The sequence below is a fragment of the uncultured Sphingomonas sp. genome (assembly GCF_964244265.1).
Taxonomy (GTDB): domain Bacteria; phylum Pseudomonadota; class Alphaproteobacteria; order Sphingomonadales; family Sphingomonadaceae; genus Sphingomonas.
The window spans coordinates 8383-14365 of record NZ_CAXTHV010000046.1 but is presented as its reverse complement, the minus strand read 5'-3'; the positions used below and the strand labels follow the sequence as shown (position 1 = coordinate 14365).

General features: G+C 64.0%; 3 protein-coding genes, 1 tRNA gene and 1 CRISPR repeat array. All 4 genes read left to right on the top strand.

Annotation, left to right across the window (positions count from 1 at the left end; translation table 11 throughout):
• The 4 genes from ACFE7K_RS14795 (at nucleotide 1) to cas2 (ending at nucleotide 4818) form a co-directional block, all read left to right on the top strand.
• Nucleotides 1-77 (top strand) — tRNA-Arg (locus tag ACFE7K_RS14795).
• 282 nt (nucleotides 78-359) lie between these two features.
• Complete coding sequence (gene cas9, locus ACFE7K_RS14790; protein ID WP_375398968.1) at nucleotides 360-3500, top strand: type II CRISPR RNA-guided endonuclease Cas9; 3141 nt, start codon at nucleotides 360-362, stop codon at nucleotides 3498-3500.
• A 41-nt stretch (nucleotides 3501-3541) separates the two neighbouring features.
• Nucleotides 3542-4480: a type II CRISPR-associated endonuclease Cas1 gene (cas1, locus tag ACFE7K_RS14785; RefSeq protein ID WP_375398967.1), complete on the top strand. Its 939-nt coding sequence runs from the start codon at nucleotides 3542-3544 to the stop codon at nucleotides 4478-4480.
• Nucleotides 4477-4818 (top strand): CRISPR-associated endonuclease Cas2, encoded by a 342-nt coding sequence (cas2, locus tag ACFE7K_RS14780; protein ID WP_375398966.1) that lies wholly within the window; start codon nucleotides 4477-4479, stop codon nucleotides 4816-4818. The genes cas1 and cas2 overlap by 4 nt, the downstream gene beginning before the upstream one ends.
• 70 nt (nucleotides 4819-4888) lie before the next feature.
• Nucleotides 4889-5982: a CRISPR direct-repeat array (repeat unit 36 nt; unit sequence GGCTTAGCAGTTCAGAAATCGCAGGCCAACAGCAAC).
• Between the last annotated feature and the right edge of the window lies 1 nt (nucleotide 5983).

Sequence of the window (5983 nt, the reverse complement as noted above, 5' to 3'; positions counted from 1 at the left end):
GCACCCGTAGCTCAGCTGGATAGAGCGCTGCCCTCCGAAGGCAGAGGCCACTGGTTCGAATCCAGTCGGGTGCACCATATCACGCCGTTGTCCCGCTTATGGCGCTTGGCTGAACCGCATTTTCAATCTGCGGTGGAGGGATTGAACCGTTTTGGAGAGGGCTTTTCGCCGCGGTATTGACATCGATCGCGGGGAGGCGCAGCTTGCCCCTTCAGAAATCGCGGGCCGGCTGTTAACAAGCAGTCTGACTGCACCAAATAAGGGCGAGGCTACGGCCTCGCCTTTTTTGTCTGGAGGGGGCGAGCATGGCTGGGGCGGCAGTGGCGAGGAAACTTGCTCCCGCTTCGGAGGATAGTCAGATGCGCAGGCTGGGCCTCGACATCGGCACGAATTCGATCGGCTGGTGCCTGATCGAAGACGATCGCCACATCGTTGATATCGGCGTGCGCATCTTCTCCGACGGGCGCGATCCGCAATCGGGCACCTCGCTCGCGGTCGATCGGCGCGAGGCGCGCAGCGCGCGGCGGCGGCGGGATCGGTATATCGGGCGGCGCTCGGCGTTCCTCGAGGCACTGGTCGAACACGGCCTGATGCCCGCCGATGCCGACGAAGCGAAGCTGGTCGCGGCGCTCGATCCGTATGTGCTGCGCGCCAAAGCGCTGGACGCTACACTGACCCCGCACGAGATCGGCCGCGCACTGTTCCACCTCAACCAGCGCCGCGGCTTCAAGTCGAACCGCAAGGCCGAGCGCAAGGCGAACGACAGCGAAGACGGCAAGATCGCCAGCGGCGCCCTCGCGCTCGACCAGGCGATGGCCGAGGACGGCGCCGATACGCTCGGCCAGTTCCTGAACGCCCGCGACACCAAGCGCGTGCGGATGGGCGGCGAGAGCCAGGACTACGATTTCTACCCGCAGCGGCGCCATGTCGAATACGAGTTCGCCCGCATCTGGGAGGAACAGGCGAAGTACCACCCTGCCCTGCTCACCGAAACCGCGCGCGCCGCGCTGCACCGCATCCTGTTCTTTCAGCGGCCATTGAAGGCACAGACGGTCGGCATCTGCACCTTCGTGCCGAGCGAGCAGCGGTTGGCCAAGGCTCACCCGCTGTTCCAGCAGCGCCGGCTGTACGAGGAGGTCAACCAGCTCGAAGTGACGACGCCAGGCGAGGCCAACCGCAAGCTGACGCTTGACGAGCGCGACCGGCTGGTCCGCGAATTGTCGCACAAGAAGGCGATCACGTTCACCTCGCTCGCGGCCAAGATCAAGCTCGATACCGGCCAGAGCTTCAACAAGGCGAGCGAGACGCGCACGCAGCTCGCCGGCGACGAGGTTCGCGCGGTACTCGGCGACACGAAGCGCTTCGCCGCCGCCTGGGAGCATGTCGATCGCGACCGGCAATGGACCATCGTCGAGCGGCTGATCGAGGAAGAAGACCCCGACGCGCTCCACGCCTTCCTGATGCAGGATTGCGGGCTGGACGAGGAACACGCCGCCGTCACCGCCAGGACGTCGCTGCCCGAGGGGTACGGCCGGCTGGGGCAAACCGCGACGGCGCGCATCCTCGAAGAACTGAAGAAGGAGGTCATCACTTATGACGAGGCCGTGCGGCGCTGCGGCTGGCATCACTCCGACCACCGCACCGGCGAAATCCTGCCGCAGCTCCCTTATTATGGCGAATTGCTGACCCGCGACATCCCGCCCGGCACGCAGGACCCGGCCGACCCGCCCGAGAAGCGCTGGGGCAAGATCACCAACCCCACCGTTCACATCGGCCTGCGCCAGCTTCAGAAACTGGTCAACGCGATCATCGCCGTCCACGGCCGCCCCGACGAGATCGTCGTCGAGCTCGCACGCGAATTGAAGTTGAACGAAAAGGACAAGGAAGAACACAACCGCCGCATCCGCCGCGACACCGCGGCGGCGGTGAAGCGGTCGGAGAAGCTAGTACAGGAAGGCTTTCCGGACACCGGCGCGAACCGGATGCTGCTGCGGCTGTGGGAAGATTTGAACCCCGCCAATCCACTCGATCGCCGCTGTCCCTATTGCGGCGAGCCGATCGGCATGCGCGCGCTGTTCTCCGGCGAGGCAGATATCGACCATATCATTCCCTATTCGCGCTCGCTGGACGACAGCGCCGGTAACAAGGTCGTCGCGCACCGCTCGTGCAATCGCGTCAAAGGCAACCGCACGCCGTATGAGAAATGGGGCAACGATCCCGACCGCTGGGACACGATCTCGGCGCAGGCCGGGCGCTTGCATAAGTCGAAGCAATGGCGCTTCGGCCCCGACGCGATCGCGCGCGTGGAAAGGGACGGCGGCTTCCTCGCGCGGCAACTGACCGACACGCAATATCTATCCCGGCTAGCCGGGCGCTATCTCGGCAGCCTGTACGCCGACAAGGATGAGGGCAGCGTCTATGTCATTCCTGGCCGGATGACCGCGATGCTGCGGCGGCTGTGGGGGCTGAACGACATCCTGCTCGACCACAATATCGTCGAGAACAAGCACAGCAACGCCCCCAAGAACCGGCTCGACCACCGCCATCACGCGATCGACGCGGCGGTCGTCGCGGTCACGACGCGCGGGCTGATGCAGCGGATCGCGCGGACGGCAGGGCTGGCCGAGGACAAGGATCTCGACCGGCTGTTCGAGGGACTGGACCATCCATGGGAAGGGTTCCGTGACCAGCTCCGCGACCGCCTGCTCGCCGTCACCGTAAGCCACAAGCCCGACCACGGCCGCAAGGGCAAGCCGGCGCCCGGACACGACACGACCGCCGGCCGCCTGCACAACGACACCGCCTACGGCCTGACCGGCGCAACGTCGCCCAAGGGTCTGCCGATCGTCGTCCACCGCGTGCCGCTGAACAGCCTCAAGCCCGCCGACATCGCCGATCGGGATCGGATTCCCGATCCTGTCCTGCGCGACGCCCTCGACGAGGCGACGGCCGGCAAATCGGGCAAGGATTTCGAAGCGGCGCTCGACCGTTTTCGCAAGCACCACCCGCAATTCGCCGGTATCCGCCGCGTCCGCGTGCGCGAGCCGCTCAGCGTCATTCCGATCAGGGACGCATCGGGCCGTATCTACAAGGCCTATAAGGGCGACTCGAACGCGCGCTTCGACGTGTGGCGATTGCCCGACGGCAAATGGACCCCCGACATCGTATCGATGTTCGACGCGCACCAGCCGGACCAGGCCGACCGCCGCCCGCATCCCGCCGCCAAGAAGGTGCTGAGCCTGCGCCAGAACGACATGCTGGCGATCGAGCGAGACGGCGGACCGCGCGAGATCGTGCGTGTCGTGAAGTTCTCGTCCATCGGCACCGTTGCCCTCGCGCACGACAACGAGGCTGGCGCCCTGAAAGCGCGTGACGCCGCGCCAAATGACGATGATCCGTTTAAATATATCCTGAAGACCGCTGGTGGCCTGAAGAAGATCAAGGCGCGTCAAGTGCGGATCGATCCATTGGGGCGCATTCTCGACCCCGGCCCGCGCTGACATCGCCGCCGCCCGCCCCTAGCCTGATTGCGGGAGGGCGGATGGAGCGTATCGTCGATATCGGCACCGAGGGACTGCACCTGTCGTCCTATCGCGGCTTCCTGATCGTCGCGAAGGACCGCGACGAAGTCGGCCGCATCGCGCTCGACGACGTCCACGCCGTCATCCTTCATGCGCACGGGTGTACGTGGACCGGCAATGTCGTCGCCGCGCTGGCCGAGCGCGGCGCGCCGATCGTGTTCTGCAACACCCACCACAGCCCGGTCGCGGTGACGCTGCCGATCGCGGGCTTCCACGCCCAGGGCGGACGCATGCGCGCGCAGTGGAACGCGGGCAAGCCGCTCGCCAAGCAGCTCTGGCAGCGCATCGTCAAGGCGAAGATCGCGATGCAGGGCGCACTGTTGGCCTATCAGGGCGCGCCCGAGGCGACCGCCTTCGACCTGCTCGCGCGCCGCGTCCGCTCCGGCGATCCCGACAATCTCGAAGCGCAGGCCGCGCGACGGTATTGGCCCGCGCTGATGGGTCCCGATTTTCGACGCGATCGCGACGCGGGCGGCGCCAATGCGCTGCTCAACTATGGCTATGCCGTGATCCGGGCGACCGTCGCGCGCGCCGTGGTCGCGGCCGGCCTGCATCCGACGATCGGCATCTTCCACGCCCATCGCGGCAACGCCTTCGCGCTCGCAGACGATCTGGTCGAGCCGTTCCGCCCGCTTGTCGATGCGTTGGTCGTGTCGCTGCTCGGCCAAGGCGTCGAGACGCTCGATCCCGAGATCAAGCGCCGCTTCGCCCAGTTGATCGCGTTCGACCTGCGCGTTGGCGACGAACTCTCACCCGTATCGGTCGCGGCCGGCCGCCTCGCCCAATCGCTCGCACGCAGTTTCGAGCGCAATGTATCCGATCTGGCGCTTTTTGCGCCGCCGACCCACGCCGGATGGGCCATGCTTACCCGGCCGCTCGACCCCTGCTTGGACACATGAGCGATGGCACGCACCTTAGCGGCTATCGGTTGATGTGGATCTTCGTCATGTTCGACCTGCCCGTCGTGACGAAGCAGCAGTCGCGCGAAGCCACCAAATTTCGCAAGTTCCTGCTCGATCAGGGATTCGAAATGAGCCAGTTTTCCGTCTATGCCCGGTTCTGCAACGGACGCGAAAGCTATGATTCGCATCTCAAACGCATTGAACGCAACTTGCCCGAAAAGGGCGAGATTCACGTTCTCACCTTCACGGACAAGCAGTATGAGAACATCGTCCGCTTCTCGAGCCAGCGCCGCAAGCGACTGCGCAAAAACCCGGATCAGCTCGCGCTTTTCTGATACAATCGAGTCTTTTAGCAAAGCCGGATGTGCCGTTTTTCCGATGGCATACAACGGGTTAACGACACATCCGGCTTAGCAGTTCAGAAATCGCAGGCCAACAGCAACGACGCCCACCCCGACGCCGACGCCGACGCCGGCTTAGCAGTTCAGAAATCGCAGGCCAACAGCAACTACAAGCTTGGCGACGGGGGCGGTGGTGGCGGCTTAGCAGTTCAGAAATCGCAGGCCAACAGCAACTACGCCGATATCAGCACGACGCAGTTCCTGGGCTTAGCAGTTCAGAAATCGCAGGCCAACAGCAACTTCACCCAGGAGAACGCGGCGCGGATGCTGGGCTTAGCAGTTCAGAAATCGCAGGCCAACAGCAACCAATGGAGGCGGCGATTTATTCCCGGCGAGGGCTTAGCAGTTCAGAAATCGCAGGCCAACAGCAACACGCCGGGACGCCCAGCGACGCGCGGTTCGGGCTTAGCAGTTCAGAAATCGCAGGCCAACAGCAACCGTCATAGAACCCTAGAGTAAAGGGAGCGAGGCTTAGCAGTTCAGAAATCGCAGGCCAACAGCAACTTCACCCAGGAGAACGCGGCGCGGATGCTGGGCTTAGCAGTTCAGAAATCGCAGGCCAACAGCAACTGCCCGCCTATCGCGCGCAAAGCGCGGTGGGGCTTAGCAGTTCAGAAATCGCAGGCCAACAGCAACATAGAAACGCGGCGCATCGCCGGGGACGCCGGCTTAGCAGTTCAGAAATCGCAGGCCAACAGCAACGAAAAATGCGTTCGTACGGCTGCGCGCACGGGCTTAGCAGTTCAGAAATCGCAGGCCAACAGCAACGACATGCGCGCATTGCTCCATCCTGGGGCTGGCTTAGCAGTTCAGAAATCGCAGGCCAACAGCAACGTCGCGAAGCCGGATGTCGGCATAGAGCGCGGCTTAGCAGTTCAGAAATCGCAGGCCAACAGCAACGCGGCGGACGGTGTAACCTGTCATCTACAGGGCTTAGCAGTTCAGAAATCGCAGGCCAACAGCAACGGGGGTCGTCAACCGCCAGGCGATAATCTTGGCTTAGCAGTTCAGAAATCGCAGGCCAACAGCAACGACATCCAACCCAAGCCGATAACCCGGCCAGGCTTAGCAGTTCAGAAATCGCAGGCCAACAGCAACT